General features: G+C 71.8%; 19 protein-coding genes and 1 pseudogene. 8 read left to right on the top strand and 12 right to left on the bottom strand.

What is annotated here, in order from left to right; genetic code table 11:
• Positions 1-15 precede the first annotated feature (15 nt).
• The 4 genes from AB0878_RS19855 to AB0878_RS19840 all read right to left on the bottom strand — a co-directional run bounded on the left by AB0878_RS19855 (position 16) and on the right by AB0878_RS19840 (position 2132).
• Complete coding sequence (locus tag AB0878_RS19855; protein WP_366581700.1) at positions 16-297, bottom strand: hypothetical protein; 282 nt, start codon at positions 295-297, stop codon at positions 16-18.
• Between the two features lie 126 nt (positions 298-423).
• A complete protein-coding gene (locus AB0878_RS19850) occupies positions 424-906 on the bottom strand; it encodes a hypothetical protein (RefSeq protein WP_366581699.1) in 483 nt (160 codons plus the stop codon).
• Positions 907-1104: 198 nt separating this feature from the next.
• Positions 1105-1587: a hypothetical protein gene (locus tag AB0878_RS19845; RefSeq protein WP_366581698.1), complete on the bottom strand. Its 483-nt coding sequence runs from the start codon at positions 1585-1587 to the stop codon at positions 1105-1107.
• The gene (locus tag AB0878_RS19840) at positions 1584-2132 is read right to left on the bottom strand and encodes a hypothetical protein (protein WP_366581697.1); all 549 of its coding nucleotides are present in this window, start codon (positions 2130-2132) and stop codon (positions 1584-1586) included. The genes AB0878_RS19845 and AB0878_RS19840 overlap by 4 nt, the downstream gene beginning before the upstream one ends.
• A gap of 317 nt (positions 2133-2449) precedes the next feature.
• Between AB0878_RS19840 and AB0878_RS19835 the strand changes: the two genes are divergently transcribed.
• A complete protein-coding gene (locus AB0878_RS19835) occupies positions 2450-5296 on the top strand; it encodes a BTAD domain-containing putative transcriptional regulator (RefSeq protein ID WP_366581696.1) in 2847 nt (948 codons plus the stop codon).
• Here the strand turns inward: AB0878_RS19835 and AB0878_RS19830 are convergent.
• The 6 genes from AB0878_RS19830 to AB0878_RS19805 all read right to left on the bottom strand — a co-directional run bounded on the left by AB0878_RS19830 (position 5277) and on the right by AB0878_RS19805 (position 10208).
• The gene (locus AB0878_RS19830) at positions 5277-6080 is read right to left on the bottom strand and encodes a carbohydrate ABC transporter permease (RefSeq protein ID WP_366581695.1); all 804 of its coding nucleotides are present in this window, start codon (positions 6078-6080) and stop codon (positions 5277-5279) included. The genes AB0878_RS19835 and AB0878_RS19830 overlap by 20 nt on opposite strands.
• Positions 6080-6895, bottom strand: coding sequence for a sugar ABC transporter permease (locus tag AB0878_RS19825; protein WP_366581694.1), 816 nt, complete (start codon positions 6893-6895; stop codon positions 6080-6082). The genes AB0878_RS19830 and AB0878_RS19825 overlap by 1 nt, the downstream gene beginning before the upstream one ends.
• Complete coding sequence (locus AB0878_RS19820; RefSeq protein WP_366581693.1) at positions 6895-8130, bottom strand: extracellular solute-binding protein; 1236 nt, start codon at positions 8128-8130, stop codon at positions 6895-6897. The genes AB0878_RS19825 and AB0878_RS19820 overlap by 1 nt, the downstream gene beginning before the upstream one ends.
• On the bottom strand, positions 8127-8873 hold the full coding sequence (locus tag AB0878_RS19815; RefSeq protein ID WP_366581692.1) for an amidohydrolase family protein: 747 nt from the start codon (positions 8871-8873) through the stop codon (positions 8127-8129). The genes AB0878_RS19820 and AB0878_RS19815 overlap by 4 nt, the downstream gene beginning before the upstream one ends.
• Entirely contained in the window at positions 8870-9598 is a 729-nt protein-coding gene (locus tag AB0878_RS19810) for a hypothetical protein (RefSeq protein WP_366581691.1), read from the bottom strand. The genes AB0878_RS19815 and AB0878_RS19810 overlap by 4 nt, the downstream gene beginning before the upstream one ends.
• A 103-nt stretch (positions 9599-9701) precedes the next feature.
• Positions 9702-10208 carry a DUF6630 family protein gene (locus AB0878_RS19805; RefSeq protein WP_366581690.1) on the bottom strand — a complete coding sequence of 169 codons (507 nt, stop codon included), beginning with the start codon at positions 10206-10208 and terminating at the stop codon, positions 9702-9704.
• Positions 10209-10261: 53 nt separating this feature from the next.
• Between AB0878_RS19805 and AB0878_RS19800 the strand changes: the two are divergent.
• The 3 genes and pseudogenes from AB0878_RS19800 to AB0878_RS19790 form a co-directional block, all read left to right on the top strand.
• Positions 10262-11443: pseudogene (locus AB0878_RS19800) on the top strand (type III PLP-dependent enzyme); the annotation flags it as partial.
• 60 nt (positions 11444-11503) lie between these two features.
• Positions 11504-11896 (top strand): adenosylmethionine decarboxylase, encoded by a 393-nt coding sequence (gene speD, locus AB0878_RS19795; RefSeq protein WP_366581921.1) that lies wholly within the window; start codon positions 11504-11506, stop codon positions 11894-11896.
• Positions 11893-12726, top strand: a complete 834-nt coding sequence (locus AB0878_RS19790) for a spermidine synthase (RefSeq protein WP_366581689.1) — start codon at positions 11893-11895, stop codon at positions 12724-12726. Before speD ends, AB0878_RS19790 begins: the two co-directional genes overlap by 4 nt.
• 57 nt (positions 12727-12783) lie before the next feature.
• On the opposite strand, the gene AB0878_RS19785 is transcribed toward AB0878_RS19790, so the two are convergent.
• Entirely contained in the window at positions 12784-13005 is a 222-nt protein-coding gene (locus tag AB0878_RS19785; RefSeq protein WP_366581688.1) for a DUF2180 family protein, read from the bottom strand.
• A 143-nt stretch (positions 13006-13148) separates the two neighbouring features.
• The gene (gene cynR, locus AB0878_RS19780) at positions 13149-14015 is read right to left on the bottom strand and encodes a transcriptional regulator CynR (RefSeq protein WP_366581687.1); all 867 of its coding nucleotides are present in this window, start codon (positions 14013-14015) and stop codon (positions 13149-13151) included.
• 108 nt (positions 14016-14123) lie between these two features.
• Between cynR and AB0878_RS19775 the strand changes: the two genes are divergently transcribed.
• The 4 genes from AB0878_RS19775 to AB0878_RS19760 are packed head-to-tail and all read left to right on the top strand — an operon-like array spanning position 14124 to position 18266.
• Positions 14124-14693, top strand: coding sequence for a carbonic anhydrase (locus tag AB0878_RS19775; RefSeq protein WP_366581686.1), 570 nt, complete (start codon positions 14124-14126; stop codon positions 14691-14693).
• A gap of 28 nt (positions 14694-14721) precedes the next feature.
• On the top strand, positions 14722-15192 hold the full coding sequence (gene cynS, locus AB0878_RS19770; protein WP_366581685.1) for a cyanase: 471 nt from the start codon (positions 14722-14724) through the stop codon (positions 15190-15192).
• 49 nt (positions 15193-15241) lie between these two features.
• Positions 15242-16357 carry a hypothetical protein gene (locus tag AB0878_RS19765; protein ID WP_366581684.1) on the top strand — a complete coding sequence of 372 codons (1116 nt, stop codon included), beginning with the start codon at positions 15242-15244 and terminating at the stop codon, positions 16355-16357.
• Positions 16266-18266, top strand: a complete 2001-nt coding sequence (locus AB0878_RS19760) for a hypothetical protein (RefSeq protein WP_366581683.1) — start codon at positions 16266-16268, stop codon at positions 18264-18266. Before AB0878_RS19765 ends, AB0878_RS19760 begins: the two co-directional genes overlap by 92 nt.
• The last annotated feature ends 43 nt before the right edge of the window (positions 18267-18309 follow it).

Genomic DNA, 18309 nt, shown 5'->3' with positions numbered 1-18309 from the left:
CGGCCACGCGTCAGTTCACTGCGCACCCAACGCGCACGCACGCCGCGCGTCGGTGGCGGACACCTTGATGGCTTCCAACCCCACTTCGCACACGGCCGGAAACCCGCGGGCAGCGGTATTGCAGGCGCTCGTCGACTTCGGACCGACGACGTACCCGGCGCCGGCCAGGTAGAGCTCACAGCTCAACGCCGTCCGCGGCACGGCCGGTGCGGCCGAGGCGGCCGTCGCACCCGCGGCACAAAGTGTCCCGGTCGCGAGCACCGCGATTCCGAGCTTTGCCAGCAGTGTTTTCGTCATATCCCTCTCCCCTGCGGATTGTGTCCGTGCCAGGGCAACCAGCGGCGGCGAGAGATCTGTGCGATTCGGCGAAAATGGTCATGGCCGTTCACCATTTCGCGGCGCGAATCGCCGCCCGGCCTCCGGTCAGCGGGTGAGGGCGGTGTAACCGGAAGCCAGCAAGGCGCCACTGTGGCTGCTGAACTTGTCCGACCGTGCCCGGAAGGTGTAATGCCCGCTGACCCCGTTGACCTTCGGGGTCCAGCAGCGGCGCTGCGTCGGGGCGACGTGGCCGTTGCCGCCCGTTGCCGTGTTGTCGCACGTGACGTCACTGACCCATGAGCCGTCACGGTAGGTCTGGAGGTAGGCCTGGGCGTACTCGCTGGCCGTCATAGGACTGCTGTAGATCACGAACGCCCAGTACCGATACGCGCTGTCGCGGCAGAGTTCCACGGTGCCGACCCGCGTGCCGCCGGTCAGTGCGGACACGGGCGCGGTCGCGACAATCGTGCCGTATCCGTCATTGCTCTGACAGTCGGGCGCAGCCTGCGGCTGTGCCGATGCCGGCACCGCCAACCCGAGCACCGCCGCCCCCGCAATCCCCAAAGTCGCGATGATCTTTCTGATCATGGTCCCTCCTTTTCTCACGGCCGACTCCGCGTGGTGCGGAAGTACCACGCCAGGATCGAACCTGGTAGCGATCCCGAAATTACCGACCCGTTCTACAAACCCACTACACGCGTTCTACAGTCAATTCCCGAAACAACTACACAAAAAACTGCGGGGCCCGAGAAAACTCCTCGGGCCCCGCAATTCATCCGGCCGCGATCAGCTGGGCACCACGAACAGGTGCGTCATCGCCGAGGTGTGGTTGGGTGTCGAGCCGTTGACGCCGGTTTGGTCGGTGAGGCCGGGGGCCGCGCCGCCGACGGTGCCGGGGTTGCCGCCCAGGTGGGTGGTCGTCACTTTGGCGCTGAGCTGTGTGCAGCCGGGGTTGACGGGCACCTTGGTGTAGAGCGGGATGGCAGCGTGGTTGACGCCCCGCACCACGGTTTCCTCGGTCTGGGCGACGGGTGCGCTCGCGCAGTTCGGGCCGCCGGAGGTGGTGACGGTGAGGGTGAAGCGGGCGGTGGAGTAGTGGATCTTGCTGTCCGGGGTCGGCTCGGGGCCGCGGTGGTACTCGACGTCCGCGATGACGGCGAGGTTCCGGTAGCCCGCGGGCATCGTCGCGTTGACGATCGGGGCGACGGTGCTCGTGGTGACGGGCACGTTCCCCGCCGGCAGCGACCGCTGCATGGCCGTGCCGTTCACGTCGCCGCCGACGGCGGTCGAGCGAACCGCAGGGTCCCCGCCACGGTCTCCTGGGCCACCGACGGCGAGGTCGACGCCGTCCGCAGGTACAGCGTGCAGTTCAGGGCGCCGGTCGTCGACGCGGTGACGAGGAACCGGTTGACGATCGTGATGTCGCGCAGCGCCGGGTTCGGGTTGGTGGCCGGGAGGACGTTCTCTCCCATCACGACGTTCGACGCGCCCGCGCCGGAGCACCGGATCTCGTTGTCGATGAGGTTCGCCTGGTCGGCGTTCCAGGCGCGCAGCTCCGAGTAGACGTAAGCGGTCGCACCGGCGTCGAGTTGCGTGCTGATGGTGGCCAGCGGCACGACCTTCTGGGTCGGCTTCTCGGGCGGCTTCGCCTGCAGGTCGGGTGCATGGGGCACGCCGGTGATGACCGTCGGGCCGAAGTCCTGGCTGGTCGCGGCGGGCGCGGCGACCGCAGGGACGGCACCGAGCCCGGTCAGGGTCAGCGCCACGGCCACGACGGCGGCAGCGGACCGGGCCCGCTGTGCGCGGATTCTCATGCGTTCCTCCGAGGCCAAGGCCGTGGCCTTCCCGGTTGCTCGACACGGGCGGGTGGCGGACCGTCCCCCTCGTCGACGGCCCACCACCCGCACCGGAACCACTGGGTCACGAAGAGCCGACGCGAGGTGGCCGCGTTCGTGAGCCCGGAGGAATCTAGACAGCCGCCCCTACACAGCCCCTACACGTCGCCTACAGAGCAGCGCCGGAGGACGAGCGCTGCGGGTGCCTTCTCTGCTACGCTGCGTTGTCGTTTGCTCAGCTTGGGCGGGGAGCTGTGGGAAACACCGCGAGGTTCGGGATCTTGGGCCCGCTGTGCGTGACGAACGCCGGCCGGCCGTTGAAGTCCGCGGGGCCGCGGCAGCGGGCGCTGCTCGCCGCGCTGCTGGTGCGTACCCGTCAGCCGGTCGGTCTCACCGGTCTCGTCGAGGCGATGTGGGGCGAGTGTCCCCCGAACTCGGCCGTCGCGAACGTGCACACCTACGTGAGCCGCCTGCGGCGCGACCTCGCCGAGATCGGCCTTCGGGACCTGCTGGTCACCGACGGTGGCGGGTACCGGTTGCTCGTCGAGCCCGACCAGCTGGACAGCCACGTTTTCCAGGCGGCGGCCGAGGAAGCGCGCACGACGCTGGCCTCCGGCGACACCGTCAAGGCCGTGGCGGTGTGGGAGGACGCGTGGACAACGTGGCGCGGCGACCCGCTGGAAGACGTTCCCTGCGCCGGGTGGCTGGAAGCCGAGAAGGTGCGGCTGGAGCAGACGGCCGCCGCGGCCCGCGAAGACTTCGCTGACGCGCGCCTGGCAGTCGGCCAGTACAGCACCCTCATCCCCGAGCTGGCGGCGCTGGTGCGGCAGCTGCCGTTGCGGGAAGGCTTGTGGCAGCGGTTGATGCTCGCCCAGCACCGGGCGGGCCGGCGCGCCGAAGCCCTGGAGACGTACCACGCGCTGCGCGAGGTGCTCGTCGACGCGCTCGGCGTCGAGCCGTGCGGCCCGGTCCAGGAGCTGCACCAGGTGATCCTCAGCGGTGAGCCGGCCGAGGCCGACCACAGCGTGCGGCCGATGCAGCTGCCACCCGACATCGACGACTTCACCGGGCGGGCGGCCGAAACGGCCGAGCTGTGCGGCCTGCTGATCCGGCCGTCGAGGTCGGCGGTGGCCGCCATCACCGGCAAGGCGGGCGTCGGCAAGACCGCGCTGGCGATCCGGGTGGCGCACGAGGTCGGCGAGCACTTCGCCGGCGGTCAGCTCTACGTCCGGCTGGGCGGTGCCGGATCGGCGCCGCAGGAACCCGCGACGGTGCTCGCGAACCTGCTCGTCGCGTTCGGCGTGCACCCCCACGCGGTGCCGGAGGACTTCGAGGCCCGCGCCGCGCTGTACCGGTCCCAGCTGGCCGCGCGGCCGGTGCTGATCGTGCTCGACGACGTCACGAGCATGGCCCAGGTCCGCCCCCTGCTCCCGGGTTCGGCCGGGTCCGCCGTGCTCGTCACGAGCCGCGTGCAGCTGGTGGGCGCGCGGACGGTGCACCTCGACGTGCTCGGCCCCCAGGACTCGGTGCGGCTGCTGTCGTCGATCGCCGGCCCGGCGCGCATGAGCGCGGAGCCGGACGCCACGGCCGCGGTGGCGCGCTACTGCGGCAACCTCCCGCTGGCTCTGCGCATCGCCGCGTCCCGGCTGGCCCGCCGCGGCCAGTGGACGGTCGGACGGCTGGCGGACCGTTTGGCCGACGAGGGCACCCGGCTCAACGAGCTGCGCATCGACGACCTCGAAGCGCGCGCCAGCCTGGCGTGGAGCTACGAGGGGCTGGACGAGGTGCAGCAGCGGGCGTTCCGGCTGCTGGGCCTGCTCGACGTGCCCGACTTCCCCGCCTGGGTGGTCGCCGCGCTGCTGGAGGTGGACCTGTCGGCCGCCGAAGACATCATCGACGGCCTCGCCGACGTCCATCTGGTCGAGCTCGCCGGCACCGACCCGGCCGGTCAGGGTCGCTACCGCTTCCACGACCTGCTGCGGGTGTTCGCCCGCGAACGCGCCAACGCCGTCGAGTCGCCCGCCGACCGGACCGCCGCGCTGCGCCGGGCGTTCGGCGCCTGGCTGGACCGGGCGGTGCGCGCGGAGGCGGGTCTGCCGTGCCGGTTCCTCAAGGTTCAGCTCACGCCCGGGCGACCGCCGACGGCCGAGGAGCAACCGGCCGATCCCCTCGTGTGGCTGGACGCCGAGCGGGACGCGCTCGTCGCCGTGGTCGACCAGGCCCTCGCGCTGGAGATGACGGCCCTGGCGTGCGACCTCGCCTGCGCGCTGACCACCTTGTTCGACCTGCGCAGCCACTACGACCTGTGGCGGCACACCCACGAGCTCGCGCTGGCGGCGGCCGTGGCCACCGGGGCGCGGCGCAGCCGGGCGATCCTGCACCAGGGCCTCGGCGCGCTGGCGTTCTACCGGGACCGCTACGGCGAGGCGAGCGAGCACTTCGAGCAGGCAAGGGGAATCTTCGCCGAGATCGGCGAGATCCGGGGCCACGCCTACTCGAACCTCGGCCTCGGCAGCGTGCACCTCTACCACGGCAAGCACGACGAGGCGGCGGCCGAGCTGGGGCAGGCGCGGGCCGCCTTCGGCCGGTGCGCGGACGCCAGTGGCGAGGCCTTCGCCCTGCAGGCGCTGAGCATCGTCCACCGCAACCGCGGAAACCTCGAGGCGGCCGCCGAGTGCCTCGACCGCGCGCTGACGACCTTCCGCGGCCTGGGCAGCCGCTACGGCCAGGCGTGCGCGTTGTTCAGTCTCGGGCTGCACCACCAGGCCCGGGGCGACCGCGAGCCGACCGAGCGCGCGCTGGTCGAAGCCGTCGAGCTGTTCCGCGCGGCCTCCTGCCCGCGGGACGAAGCACTGGCCCTGCACGTGCTCGCCGCCACCTGCGCCGCACACGGCGACGCGGACCGGGCGTCGCAGCTCATGGCCCAGTCGCTGACGGTGTTCTCGCCCGAGGACGAAAGTGTCGGCAAGGCCTGTTCCCTGTACAGCCTCGGCTGGGTGGCGCACCGCAACCAGCGCCTCGACGAGGCCGCCGCCTGCTTCGACGAGGCCTCGCGCCTGTTCGAACGGCTCAGCATGCCGCTGCACAACGCCCGCGCCCTCTCCGCGCTGAACGACCTCGGGCTCAGCCTCCCGGGCCGGTGAAGCTGATCGTCTTCGTCAGGTGCCGCTGCAGCACCACGAAGACGAGCAGGCACGGCAGCCCGGTGATCGTGGCGGCGGACATCAGCTCGCCGGCGGTCGGGTTCCCGGACTCCAAAGTGGACAGCCCGACCGTCAGGGTGCGCATCGCGTCGGAGTGCCCGACGACCAGCGGCCACAGGAAGTCGTTCCAGTGCCACAGGAACACGAACACGGCGAGCGTGGCCAGCACCGGACGGCACAACGGCAGCACGATGCTCAGGTACACCCGCCAGTCGCCGGCGCCGTCGACCCGCGCGGCGTCGAAGACCTCGTCGGGCAGGGCCCGGATGAACTGCCGCAGCAACAGCACGGCCTGGGCGTTGGCCAGCGTCGGGACGATCAGGCCCCAGTAGGTGTCGGACCAGCCGAGCTGGGCGATCACCACCAGCGACGGCATCAGCAGCGCCTGGAACGGCACCATCATCGTCGACAGCATCGACCACAGCAGCACTTCGCGGCCGGCGAACCGCTTCCTGGCGAACACGTACGCGGCCATCGACGACGAGAGCAGCACGGCCACCACGGACACCACCGAGTAGACGACCGTGGTGAGCGTCCAGCGCAGGAAGCTCTCGGTCGAGAGCACCTCGGCGAGGTTGTCGAGGGTGAGCGAGGTGGGCAGCCGGTACGGGATCGTCGGCGCGTTGCCCGGGGAAAGGGCGACGACCAGCATCACCACGAAGGGGCCGATCGCCACCAGCGAGGACAGGGTCAGCAGGACGACCGGCCAGATTCCGCGGCGCATCACGGGTTCCGCTCGAAGGCCCGGCGCTGGGTGAGCGACACCAGCAGCACAATCGCCCACAGCGCCACCCCGATCGCGGCGGCGCCGCCGACGTCGAAGTACCGGAACCCGTAGTCGTACACCGCGTACGCGAGCGTGTAGCTGGCCCGCACCGGGCCACCGCCCGTCATCACGTACACGGTGTCGAACACCTGGAAGGCGGCCATGGTCTCCACCACGACGACGAAGAACACCGCCGGCCGCAGCGCGGGCAGCAGGACGTGGCGGAAGCGTTGCCACGCACCGGCGCCGTCCACCTTCGCCGCCTCCAGGCAGTCGGCGGGGACGTTCCGGATGCCCGCGAACAGCACCAGCATCGCGTACCCGAAGCCTTTCCAGACGCCGACCACGGCCAGCGTGGGCAGGACCAGCGCCGGGTGCTGCAGGAACCCGGTGGGTTCGAGGACCCAGCGCCAGACGACGCCGCTCAGCACCAAGCTGGTGGCGTACGGCGCGAACAGCGCCGCGCGGAACAGGCCGCGGCCCCACGGCACGGCGTGCAGCAGGACCGCGGTGCCCAGCGCCACCACGACGGTGAGCGGCACGTAGACGGCGACGTAGCCGAGCGTGGTGCGCAGGCTGCCCAGGAAGATCTCGTCGTGGGCGAGGCTGACGAAGTTCGCCGCGCCCACGAACCGCGAGCCGCCGCCCGGGTGGTAGTCGGACACGCTCAAGCCCACCGCGCCCAGCATCGGCAGGAACCGGAACAGGGCGAACAGCACCAGCACGGGGAGCAGGAAGACGAGCACCGTCAAGGACTCCCGCCATCGCGCCATCACCCGCTGCCGAGCAACGCGTCGACCTCCTCGGCGGCGTCGGCGAGCGCCGCCTCCGGGGTCTTCTCGCCGAGCAACGCGGCCTGCAGGTGGGGTGCGAGCAGGCCCATCACCTTGCGGGCCTGGGGATGGGCGTCGCCGGCCGAGGCGAACGGCAATGCCCGGGCGAAGCTCCGGTGCACGTCGTCGCCCGCCGGTGGCGACGCGTCGGGCCAGGGCGGGAAGAAGCCGGAGTCGGCGCAGAGCTCGCCGACCAGCGCCGGGGACGTCAGGTAGGCGAGCAGTTCCCGTGCCTCGGCCGGCTTCTTCGTGCCGCGCAGCAACGACACCGCGCCGGGCGTCCCGAACGTCACCTCGCGGCGGTCCCGCAGTGGTGCGCCGACGACGGTGTTCTGCGCGCCGATCGCGGCGATGACGTTGCGAGCCGCGGCCTCGGTCATGGCGGGCGACATCGCGGCCCGGCCCGTGGCCACGGCGTCTTCGGCCACGCCGCTGCGCTTGGTCGCCACGTCGTCCGGCAGGCCGTGCACGGCTTCGAGGCCGACCAGGAACTTCAGCGCCGACACGCCCTGCGCCCCCGCGAACGCGCTTTTCGTGCCGTCTGCGGTGAACACGTGGCCGCCGGCCTGCCACAGCAGCGGGTAGAAGGTGAGGTTCAGCGGCTCCTCGGTGGAACCCGAGTAGTCGACGATCGGGACGCCGCGCGCGGCGAGCTTCGGCGCGTCCGCCTCGACCTCGTCCCACGTCCGCGGGAGCCGGGTGATTCCGGCGTCCGCGAACAGCTTCCGGTTGTAGACGGTGGTCGTCACGGTCCGGTACAGCGGCACGCCGTAGGACTGCCCGGCCACCCGCAGCGCGTCGAGCACCGGCGGCGAGTACGCACGTTCGCTGCCGGCGAGCACGTCGTCGACCGGTTGCAGCGTCTTCTCGGCGACGTACTGGGGAATCATGTCCGACTGCAGCAGCACGACGTCCGGGCCGTCGCCCGCCATGAGCGCGGCGCCGAGCTTCTCCTCCCGGCCCGCCCAGGGCTCCAGTTCGATGTCGAGGTCGACGCCGTACTCGCGTTCGAAGCCGCTCTCGACCTTCTGCCAGAAAGCCCGGCTCTGCGCCTGATCGTCGATGACCGGGTACATCCACAACGTCACCGCGTCGCCGCTGTCCCCGCCGCACGCCGCGAGGGAAGCGGCGGTCAGCACGAGCACCGCGGCGGCTTTGGTGGAGCCGGGTCTCATGCGGCCGGGTCCGTCCCGGCCTCGAGGCCGAAGAGGCGGGCGGCGTTGCGCCCCATCACGTGGTCGTACTCGTCGTCGGTGAGGTCGGCCTCCAGCACCACGCCCATCGCGATGGCGGGATCGACCAGGGTGCTGTCGGTGCCGAACAGCATCTGCCCGAGCGGAACGCGGTCCAGCGCGTAGCGGAACCGGCCGCGGTCGGTGATCGAGCAGCACGGCTCGAGGTAGAGCCGGTCGCTGCGGCGGGCCGCCTCGACGGCCGTGCGCCACGCCGGGCCGCCCATGTGCCCGGCGATCACGCGCAGGTCCGGGTACCGCTCCAGCACGTCGACCAGTCCGAGCACCGTCTCGTCCCACGTGTGGACCAGCACCGGCAGCCCGGCCTCGGCGGCCAGCCCCAGCGCGTCGCGGACCGCCGGCGACATCAGCGGCCGGCCCGGGTAGGTCGTGTGCACCTTGACCCCGACGAACCTTCCCGTGGGCCGGTACTTCTCCAGCTCGCGCGCCGCGGCGGCGAGGTCGTTGGGGTTCACCACGACGTAGCCGAGCAGGCGCGGCTGCGTTTCGAGGACCTCCGCCAGCCGCCGGTTGCCGGAGACCATGTCGTAGGTGACCGCCTCCGACGCCGAGACGACCTGCCGGTCGATGCCGTAGCGGTCCATCAACGCGAGGTTCAGCTCGACGCTCCCCACTTCCGTGCTGAAGAACCAGGGCCCGGTGTGGCCGTGGACATCGATGATCATGCCGGGTCCACCAGCCACGCCGCAGCGGTGCCGCCCGCCACCTGCCGCCATTCCCGGTCGTCGAGCGCGGCCGTGCGCAGCCGCAGCGCCGAGGGCAGGACGTCGTGCAGCGGGGCGCGCGACCCGTAGGCCAGGTGGTGCGCGCCCACCTCCCCCGCGATCCGCTCGATGGAGTCGGGGCCGCACAGCATCCGCGTCGAGGCCACGAACCCCGGCTCGCGGCGCGCCAGCACCACGAAGTCGGCCACTCGGTAGGCGTGTACATCGAGGAAACACACGCGCGCGCCACGGCCGGCGAACGGCCGCCAGAAGCTGCTGAGGTCCCCGCTCGTCAGGAGCACCATCCCGTGGCCGACCGCGACATCCACGAGGTGCGCCAGCCCCGGCGAGTCCGCCTCGACCCACTGCTCCGGCGGGAAGAGCCGCAGCAGCCGCACCCCGGACTCGACGAGCCGCTCGATCTCGGTCTCCGCGGTCAGCGCGTCGCGCACGTCGACGGCGCCGACCGGGACGAACTCCGCTCGTTCCCGGGCTTTGCGCATCTCGTCGTTGCCGGTGCAGGCGTCGAACAACGCGCCCCGCAACGAACAGACGAGGCCGCGCCGGATCCGGTGTTTCTTGTGGAGCGCGGTCAAGGCCTCCAGCGACGCGTCGAGCCGGCGGCTCGGCACCACGCCGAACAGCACGTCGACATCGAGGTCGATCTCCTGCCGTTCGACGGGCACCGGGGGTAAGGGCGATCGGTTCAAGCTTGCTCCCCGTCCGTTGCGGATGGGGGCAGCCTCCTGCGTGGTGCTACAAGATCACTACACACGGGTGCCCGGTCGGCTAGCGCCCGTACACCGCGGCGGTGAAACCGGCCTCGGCCGCGAGCGTGCCGAGGCCGGCGGCGTGGGTGGCCGGCAGGAGGACGAGGGGGTAGCAGTCCGACTCGATGTCGAGGACCGCGAGGGCCGTGCCGGTGGTGAGGAGCTGCTTTCCGGCCGCTTCGAGGAATTCGTAGGTGGGCAGGTCGAGCTCGGCGAGGGCCTTCCAGAGCTCGTCGGCCGCCGGCGCGGAGCGCAGGGCGAGCAGCCGCCCGGCGATCTCGTCGGGGGCTTCCTTCCAGTCGATCTCGGCGAGCAGGCCGTGGTCGGTGAGGGCGTCGACCAGGGCGATCCACGGCAGGAGCTCGAACGGTTCGTCGATGCCGCGCTCGTCGAGGCGGCCGGCGTGGTCCCGGACGTAGGCGTCGGGGTCGTCGTGGGCGGCCAGCGCTCGCTCGGCCACCTGCGGGGCGTTCGGTGCCAGCAGGGTGGCGACCTCGGCGAGGGCGGCACGGGTCGGGGTGGTCATCGACGTCCTCCGCGGGGCCGGGTGGTTCAACGCCAGGATGATCGCACCCCGGCGTGGCCGGGCGTCGCCTCGCCCGGGGTGTCGGCCGCGCAGGCACGGCGACGGCACGTGTGAGACCCGCCGAATCCGGCCCGACACCAGCGGAAACACCCCTATACTCGGCGCCTGTGATCGACGTCCGACCGCCGGCGCCGGAACGAGCTCGGGCGTTCCTGGACGACCGGAGACCCCCGACGCCCTGCCTCGTGATCGACCTCGACGCGGTGCGGGACAACCACGACCGGCTGCGCGAGGCGCTGCCCGAAGCGCGGATGTACTACGCGGTGAAGGCGAACCCGGCGCCGGAGGTCGTGCGGTTGCTCGTCCGGGCCGGCGCGGGGTTCGACGTCGCCGGCCGCGAGGAGATCGAGCTCTGCCTCGCGCAGGGCGCCCGGCCCGAGCTGATCTCGTACGGCAACACCGTGAAGAAGGCGCGGGACATCGCGTTCGCGTTCCGGGCCGGGGTTCGCCGGTTCACCTTCGACAGCGCCGAAGACCTCGGCAACCTGGCCGAGCACGCGCCCGGGTCGACGGTGTCGTGCCGCGTGCTCGTGGACAGCTCGGGCTCGCAGACGCCGTTCGGCCGGAAGTTCGGCTGTGCGCCGGAGATGGCGGCAGACCTGCTCACGCGCGCGGCCGCCCTCGGGCTGGACCCGGAAGGCGTCGCGTTCCACGTCGGCTCCCAGCACCTCGACCCGCGGGCGTGGGACGCCGGGATCGCCACCGCCGCGAGGGTCACCCGCGAGGTGGCGGCGCGTGGCATCGCGTTGCGCGGCTTGAACATCGGCGGCGGGCTGCCGGGCCGGTACACCGCCACTCCCCCGCCGCTCGCCGACTACGCGGCGGCCATCCGCGCGTCGATCGCACGGCACTTCCCCGTGGCGCCGGACCTCGCGTTCGAGCCCGGGCGGGCGGTGGTGGCCGACGCCGGGCTGATCCGCAGCGAGGTCGTGCTGGTGTCGCGCAAGTCCGCGGCCGACGAGAAGCGCTGGGTGTACCTGGACATCGGCCGGTACGGCGGGCTGGCCGAGACCGAGAACGAGGCCATCGCCTACCGCCTGGAGACCGCGCACGACGGAACTCCCGACGGCCCGGTCGTCGTCGCCGGCCCCACGTGCGACGGCGACGACGTGCTCTACCTCCGCACTCCGTACCGCCTGCCGCTCGGGTTGGCGGCCGGGGACCACGTCGACATCCTGAGCGCGGGTGCGTACACGCAGAGCTACTCTTCGGTGTCGTTCAACGGGTTCCCGCCGTTGAAGACGTACTTCGTCGGCGGAGAACCGGACGAGATCGGCGAGTTCGCCGGCCGGCACGTGCTCGCGGAGTTCTCCGGAGTCACTGCCGCGCTGCTCGACGACGTCGAGTTCCTGTGCGAAAGCTTGGAACGCGCGCTGCGCAAGGCGGGCGCGACCGTGCGCGAGGTGACGTCCACGCGCTTCGCCCCGCAGGGCGTGACCGTGGTCGCGCTGCTGTCGGAGTCGCACGCGTCGATCCACTCCTACCCCGAGCGTGGGTCGGTGTTCGTCGACGTGTTCACGTGCGGGCGCCGCGCGGACCCCGAACTGGCCGTGCAGCTGCTGCAGGACATGCTCGGCGCTACGGCGGCCCGGACCAGCACCATCCACAGAGGACAGGACACCCGGTGAACATCACGGAACCGATCGGCGCCGGCCTGACGCGGGTCTGGCAGGTCTCGGACGTGCTCGTCGACACCCGCACCGACTACCAGCACCTGGTGATCGGCAAGACCGCCCAGGGCATCTCGCTGTTCTGCGACGACGAGCGGCAGAGCACCGAGCTGAGCCAGCTCGTCTACCACGAGGCCCTGCTCGTGCCCGCGCTGCTGCTGGCCGCCGAGGTGAACCGCGTGCTGGTCGTCGGGTCCAGCGAAGGCGTGGTGTGTCAGCTGGCGATGCGGGCGGGCGCGTCGGTCGTCGACCACGTGGACATCGACGCCCAGGCGGTGCGGCTGTGCGCGGAGCACCTGCCCTACGGCTACTCGGCTGAGGAACTGTCCACCGCCGAGCGCGGCGACGGCCCGATCCGCGTGCACTACGCCGACGGCTGGGAGTTCGTCCGCACCGCCACCGCGAAGTACGACATCGTGGTGGTCGACCTGCCCGACGAACAGGACGGCACCGACGCACAGCACAACCGCTTGTACGGCACCGATTTCCTGCGCCTGTGCCGGAACCTGCTCACGCCCGGCGGGGTCGTCGCGTACCAGGGCGGCTGCCCGACGTTGTGGCGCAACTCGACCCTGGTGAAGTGCTGGCGGCGGTTCACGGAGACGTTCGCCGCACCGGTGTACTTCGGCTCGGACGAACACGAGTGGGCATTCCTCTTCGGCACCCGACTCGACAAGCCGGTGGACACCATGGTGCGCCGCTGGCCGACCCTGCCGTACCGCCCGCAGACGATCGACGAGCTCACCCTGCGCGGAGCTACGGTGCCACCGCTCGGTCTCCGCCGCTGATCGGCTGGTGCTCCCCCGCTCGCGCAAGGAGGCGCCGGGCGAGTCCGAAGGTCCGGATCAGACCTGGGCGAGCTTCCGTTTCGAAGCAACCACCTGCGGAGCACCGCATCGCGCGCACATCACGGCGCGCCGGGCGCGTTTGGCGACCAGTACGCCGGGCGCCGCGGCCTCGAACTCCTGCACCACGGCGTGCGACTTGCACGTGGCGCCTCCACAGTGGACGCAGCAGCCGATCGCCGGGGTGGTCGTGTCGGTTTCGGTGCAGTCGATACAGATCACAGCAGGTTCTCCTGTCCAGAGTGGTGCCACGGGGTCACCCGGCCGGCATCGGGGTGCCGGGGCGGAGGTTCACTTCCGTGGTGAGGTGCCTTCAGCCTCGCGGCTGAATTTGATTCAGTCAAGAAAAGGCGAGTTGTCCTCCGTCACAGCAGATTCGCGACGACGTCGGGCAACAGGCGGAGGAACGCGCCCATCGCGGCGCTCTCGTAGGCGCCGGCGCGGCGCAGCAGGACGACCGTGCGCGGGGGAAAGCCGGGGTCGAGCGGGATCGTCGTGAGGTCGGGGTGGTCGTGGGCCAGGACGTCGGGCAGGACGGTCGCGACGGGGCTGCGCCGCACGATTTCCAGCAGTGCCTGGATCGAGTGGGCTTCCACGGTGATCCGGGGGTTGACGCCGTGCCGCGCGAAGTACGCGTCGATGTGGGTGCGGGTGACGAAGTCGCGGGTGAGCAGCGCGAGTTCCGGATCTTCGAGCGAAGCGGCCGCGCGGCCGCGGACGAGGCTCAGCGTCTCCTCGAACAGCGCCGTGGCACTGATGCCCGGCGTGGCGCTGGCGCTGTCACCGAACCCGATGCCGGCGTCGAGGTCGTCGGCGAGCAGGCGGGCCTCGATCTCGTCCTGCGCGCGCTCCTCGATCGTGAGGGTCACGCCCGGGTGGCGGGTGCGCAGTTCGGCTGCCAGCGGGCCGACGAGGTAGGTGGTGAACGTCGGCGTCGTCGCCAGGCGCAGGTGGCCGCGGGAGAGGTCCTGCACGTCGTGCACGGCGCGTTCACCGGACGCCAGGTCGCGCAGGGCTTCCCGGACGTGGCGCACGTAGGCCTCGCCGGCGTCGGTGGGCCGCACCGCGCGGCCCGTGCGGTCCAGCAGCTGCACGCCCAGCGCGCGTTCGAGCTGTTTGATCTGCTGCGACAACGTCGGTTGCGAGACGTGCAGTTCCTCCGCGGCACGGGTGAAACTGCCGCACTCGACGACAGCGAGCAGGTAGCGAAGGTGCCGCAGTTCCGGTGCCATGAACCCCACTATAGGCGGCAGCAATAGGGATCATTCGATCTGCGACTTGGCGCCTATACGGGCTCGTCAGGCATCGTGAAAGCCAAGCCCACCACGGAGGTGATCCGAATGCAGGACACGGCAGAAGGCGTCCGGCACTTTCAGCAGGACGTCTACCCGCACAAGGCCCAGTTGTTCGAGCACCTGGCCACCCACCACAAGCCGGACACGCTGTTCATCGGCTGTTCCGACGCGCGGGTCGTGCCGGAGCTCATCACGAGCAGCGAGCCCGGTGAGCTGTTCGTGATCCGCACCGCCGGCAACCTGGTCCCCGCCTACCACCCCGGCGCGGACCCGGTCACCGCCAGCATCGAGTACGCCGTCGCCGCCCTGGGTGTCACCGACGTCATCGTCTGCGGCCACAGCGCCTGCGGTGCCATGACGGCTCTGGCCGAGAACCACGACCTCTCGGCGACCCCCGCCGTCGCCGGCTGGCTCGAACAGGCCGACGCTTCCCGGGCCCGGGTGAAAACCCCGGGCAACGTCCCGGAACTGGTGCGCCAGAACGTGCTCGCCCAGCTGGCCACCCTGGCCACCCACCCCTCGGTCGCCCGCGGCCTCGCCACGCGGACGCTCGGCCTCCACGGCTGGGTCTTCGACATCCCCACCGGCCACGTCGACGTCCTCGACGCGGCCTGAAAACCCACCACGAAAGGAAAACCGTCCCGTGCTGCACACCCAGATCGACCCCACCGCCCGCGAAGTCCTCGCCATCGCCGCCGTCGAGGCCAAGACCCGCAAGGACCTGTCCTGGCAGCAGATCGCGGACGCCGCCGGGCTTTCGGTCGCGTTCGTCACCGCGGCCGTGCTCGGCCAGCACCCCCTGCCCGAGCCGTCGGCCCGGGCGGTCGCCGAGCTGCTGGACCTCGACGCCGACGCCGTGACCCTGCTGCAGGCCGTGCCCACGCGCGGCTCGATCCCCGGGGGCGTGCCCACCGACCCGACGATCTACCGCTTCTACGAGATGATCCAGGTCTACGGCACCACCCTCAAAGCCCTGGTGCACGAGCAGTTCGGCGACGGCATCATCAGCGCGATCAACTTCAAGCTCGACGTGCGCAAGGAAGCCGACCCCGAGGGCGGCGAGCGGGCCGTGATCACGCTCAACGGCAAGTACCTGCCGACCAAGCCGTTCTGATCCGTCCGATGTGGACAAACCCGGGCCTCGTCGCCCCGAGGAAGGACCGGTGAGGAAACCGATGTCCGGTCCGCTCGGCGGGTTGCGGAAACCCTTTCCCCTCAACCTGTTCGGCGTCGCCTTCGGACTGTCGGGCCTGGCCGGGACCTGGACGGTCACCGCCGGCGCCACGGCCGCGATCACCACCGCCTGGTGGCTGGTCGCGGCCGCGGTCTGGCTGGGCAGTGCGCTGCGCTACGGCCTCGCCGCCGGAACCGCGCGGCGGATGCTCGACGACCACGCCCACCCCGTGCTCGGTCCCTTCGCCGCGCTCGTGCCCGTCACCGGAATGCTGCTCGGCAGCCAGCTTTCCCGGTTCGCACCGCAAGCCGGACGAGTCGTGGTGCTCGTCATGGTCGCCGCGGCCGCCACGATCGGCGCGCTGTACCTGACCAGAGCCCTGACCGGCCGGCACGACCTCGACAGCCAGCACGCCGGCCACCTGCTCCCCACCGTCGCCGCCGGGCTGATCGGCGGCCAGTCCCTCGCCACCGTCGGCCTCCACGACGCCGCCCTCGCCGCCTTCGCCGTCGGCATGCTGATGTGGGTCCTCCTCGGCGCGACGATCCTCGCGCGCCTCGCGTCCCGGCCACCACTGCCCGACGCACTCGTCCCCACCCACGCGATCTTCGCCGCCCCACCAGCGGTCGCGGGCAACGCGTGGTTCACCCTCAACGGCGGCGCCCCCGACCTGTTCGAACACGCGCTGCTCGGCGTGTTCGCCCTGTTCTTCCTGTCCCAGCTGACCCTGCTCCCCCGCTACACCCGCCTGCCCTTCACCCACGGCTTCTGGGCCCTGACCTTCACCATCGCCGCCGGCGGCACCTACGGCATCCACTGGCTCACCGCCACCCACGCCGCCGGCGCCACCACGTGGACCGTCCTCGCCGTCACGACGGCGCTCATCGCGTCGATCGCGGTGCGGTCGATCGCGCTCGCGATCCGCGGCACCCAGCCGGCTGTCCGACGCGTGCGGGCGGCACGGTTGCCGGCGGTCTCGCTACGTTGGCAGCACACAAGAGGGGGTAGTGCTGATGGTGGACTGGGCCCGGTTGTCCCACACGTACGGACCGGCGACGGACGTGCCGGCCATGCTGGCGGGAATGGTGTCGGCCGACGAACTTGACCGCGGCGTGGCACTCGACCAGTTCGAGGGCGCGGTGTTCCACCAGCAGTCCCTTTACGACAGCACGGTCGCGTCCCTGCCTTTCCTGCTGGACGCCGTGGCCACGCCGGGGCTGCCGGGGCGCGGCGAGATCCTGGAGCTGCTGGCCGCCATCGGCCGGGGCGCGGCGACCGGTAGCAGCCGGCATTCGTCCGAGGCGGCGCGCACATTGGCTGCAGCGGCGCCGCGGCTGCGCGGCCTGCTCACCGACGCCGACGCCCGCGTCCGGGCCGCCGTCGCGGAGGTGCTGGCGCTCGACGCGGACAGTGCACCCGCGCTGGTGCAACGGCTGGCGGCCGACCCGGATGCCGAAGTCCGAGCCGCGTTGGCGCGGGCGCTGGCCGGCGCCGTGCGCGCCGGGCACGTTTCCGAACCGGACGCCGAGTCGATCGGCGAAGCCTTGTCCGCGGCGGGAACCGACCCGTCGCCGCTCGTGGGCATCGCCGCGCTCGCGGCGGCCGGCGGCCTGCCCGGACCGCTACCGGCGGGGTTCGTCGCACGGCTGACCGAAGTGCTGGACGCCGCCTACGGCGAAGGGGAACCGCCACCCCCACCGCCGGAGGCGGTCCCCGGGACGTTGCGCGGCATGCTCGCCGAGCGCCGGAACGCGGAACTCGCCCTTCGGCCGTCGCCGCACCTGGCGGACCTGACCTCGGAAACCAGCTGGGTGATGGGTGATCACGTCGGCGAACGCGTCGCCTTCCTGGCGGCCCAGCTGCGCGCACCCCGCTGGGTGCAGCGGGGCGACGCGCTGCACTCGGTCCACGCGCTGGCCCGGGGCTGGCGCGGGGACTACCGCGAATTGGCCGCGCTGACCGGCGAGCAGCTGCGGGACCGCCGGTTGATCGAAGCCGCCGCGAACACGTTGTGGTTCCTGCGCGAGCTCGCCGCCCCCGCGGCAGATGACCTCGTCGCCTGTCTCGCCGAGATGGCCCGCGAGGTGACGGGCTACGTGCCCGGCGGCGAGCCCGCGTGGCTGCGGCTGTGGCCGGGTGCGCGCGATTCCGAGCCCAGCCAGGTCATCACCGCCCTTGCCCTGATCGGCGACGTCCGGGTGCTGCCCGCGCTGGGTTGGCTGCTCGACCACGAGGACATGCCGCCGTACCTGGGCAGTTCCCTCGAGGTGTTCGGGCCGGCGGCCGCCGAGCTGCTGCCGTCGATCCGCCGCAGGTTGCGAGACCTGCCCGTGCTCGAACACGACGTCCGGCGCGACCGGTTGCTGGACGCCGTGGGCGCGATGGGAGCCGCTGCCGCGCCCGCGGTACCGGAACTGCTGGGGCTCGAAGCGAGCTACCCGGTCGTCAAGGCGCTCGGCCGGATCGGCCCGGCGGCCGCCGAGGCCGGACCGATGCTGCGCACTCTCGCCGAACGCGGCGACCGGGCGGCAGCCCTGGCGTTGTGGCAGATCGAAGGCGACGCCGACCTCGCCCTGCGGCTGTCCGGGCCCCAGCTGGAACCCGGCGCCCCGGATGCCGCGGCCGGCGCGTCCACGTGCAAGACGCTGGGGCCGGCCGCGATCGCGTACGCACCGCAACTGCGTCGGTTGCTCGACCACGAGGCCGACTGGACTCGCCACCACGCGGCGTACGCCTGGTGGCGAGTCACCGGGGACCCCGAGCCGGTTCTGCCGGTGTTCGCCGCCCTGTGGGAGGCCAGTGTCGCCCAGCGGCCCGCGATCGCCGCGTGTCTCGGCGAAATCGGATTCGCGGGCGAAGCGGAACCGTTGCTGCGCAACGAACTGGCGTCCACGCGGCGAAGTGGGGTGACGCGGATCGCCGAACCGTTCGACATCGTGGACGCGCTCATCATCTCGGCCGACGAGACCCTCCTGGGCGACTGCCGTGCGGCGCTGGGGAACCGGGCACCCTGAAGCCCGGTCAGGTGGCCTCGCCACTGCGGCCGTGATCACGGCG

This window comes from Amycolatopsis sp. NPDC047767 (assembly GCF_040704195.1).
Taxonomy (GTDB): domain Bacteria; phylum Actinomycetota; class Actinomycetes; order Mycobacteriales; family Pseudonocardiaceae; genus Amycolatopsis.
Note: the sequence above shows the minus strand (reverse complement) of the source record. Positions and strands in the feature narration are given on the sequence as shown.

Excerpts from the sequence above, each read along its gene's own strand:
- AB0878_RS19855 (WP_366581700.1), bottom strand. The coding sequence starts at position 297 with ATGACGAAAACACTGCTGGCAAAGCTCGGAATCGCGGTGCTCGCGACC.
- AB0878_RS19850 (WP_366581699.1), bottom strand. The coding sequence starts at position 906 with ATGATCAGAAAGATCATCGCGACTTTGGGGATTGCGGGGGCGGCGGTG.
- AB0878_RS19840 (WP_366581697.1), bottom strand. The coding sequence starts at position 2,132 with ATGAGAATCCGCGCACAGCGGGCCCGGTCCGCTGCCGCCGTCGTGGCC.
- AB0878_RS19830 (WP_366581695.1), bottom strand. The coding sequence starts at position 6,080 with ATGCGCCGCGGAATCTGGCCGGTCGTCCTGCTGACCCTGTCCTCGCTG.
- AB0878_RS19825 (WP_366581694.1), bottom strand. The coding sequence starts at position 6,895 with ATGGCGCGATGGCGGGAGTCCTTGACGGTGCTCGTCTTCCTGCTCCCC.
- AB0878_RS19820 (WP_366581693.1), bottom strand. The coding sequence starts at position 8,130 with ATGAGACCCGGCTCCACCAAAGCCGCCGCGGTGCTCGTGCTGACCGCC.
- AB0878_RS19815 (WP_366581692.1), bottom strand. The coding sequence starts at position 8,873 with ATGATCATCGATGTCCACGGCCACACCGGGCCCTGGTTCTTCAGCACG.
- AB0878_RS19805 (WP_366581690.1), bottom strand. The coding sequence starts at position 10,208 with ATGACCACCCCGACCCGTGCCGCCCTCGCCGAGGTCGCCACCCTGCTG.
- cynR (WP_366581687.1), bottom strand. The coding sequence starts at position 14,015 with ATGGCACCGGAACTGCGGCACCTTCGCTACCTGCTCGCTGTCGTCGAG.
- AB0878_RS19775 (WP_366581686.1), top strand. The coding sequence starts at position 14,124 with ATGCAGGACACGGCAGAAGGCGTCCGGCACTTTCAGCAGGACGTCTAC.
- AB0878_RS19760 (WP_366581683.1), top strand. The coding sequence starts at position 16,266 with ATGGTGGACTGGGCCCGGTTGTCCCACACGTACGGACCGGCGACGGAC.